The sequence below is a fragment of the Pseudomonas sp. GM102 genome (assembly GCF_000282555.1).
Taxonomy (GTDB): Bacteria; Pseudomonadota; Gammaproteobacteria; order Pseudomonadales; family Pseudomonadaceae; genus Aquipseudomonas.
In genome coordinates this window covers 1-617 of record NZ_AKJB01000105.1, presented here as the reverse complement: position 1 = coordinate 617, position 617 = coordinate 1, and the positions used below count along the sequence as shown (strand labels likewise).

General features: G+C 62.2%; 1 protein-coding gene. It reads right to left on the bottom strand.

Annotated elements, in window-relative coordinates:
* The coding region (locus PMI18_RS05825; protein ID WP_007905339.1) for an Ig-like domain-containing protein at positions 1-617 on the bottom strand (617 nt) is incomplete at both ends.

The following is a 617-nucleotide window of genomic DNA, read 5'->3' as shown; positions in this document are numbered from 1 at the left end:
CCGCGGTCAAGGTGCCGTTGGCGATGGTCAGGTCGGCGTTGCTGAAACCGCTGACCGCTTCGCTGAAGGTAATGGTCACCAGCGACGTTTCACCGATTCTCAGCGCATTGTCGGCAACCACGATGGTCGCGGTCGGCAGCACCGTATCGATGGTGTAGTTGCCAGAACTGGTGGTGCCGCTGCCGGTATTGCCGGCGATGTCGGCCACACCGGTATTGTTAAGGGTGATGACGTTGCTCGGGTCACTCACACCGACGGTTGGCGTGAAGGTCGCGGTCCAGGTAATGCCGCCGTCGCTGCTGCTCACCGCGGTGAGGGTGCCGTTGGCGATCGTCAGGTCGGCATTGGTGAATCCGCTCACCGCCTCGGAGAACGTGATCGTCACCAGCGAGGTTTCGCCCGCTGCCAGTGTTGTGTCGGCCAACACAATCGTGGCGGTCGGGCGCACGGTGTCGATGGCGTAGTTGTTGGAATCGGTGGTGCCGCTGCCGGCGTTGCCCGACAGATCCGCGATGCCCGTATTGTCCAGGGTGATCAGGTTGGTTGTATCATTGATGCTCGCGGAAGGTGTGAAGGTCGCCGTCCAGGTGATACCTCCGTCGCTGCTGCTCACCGCG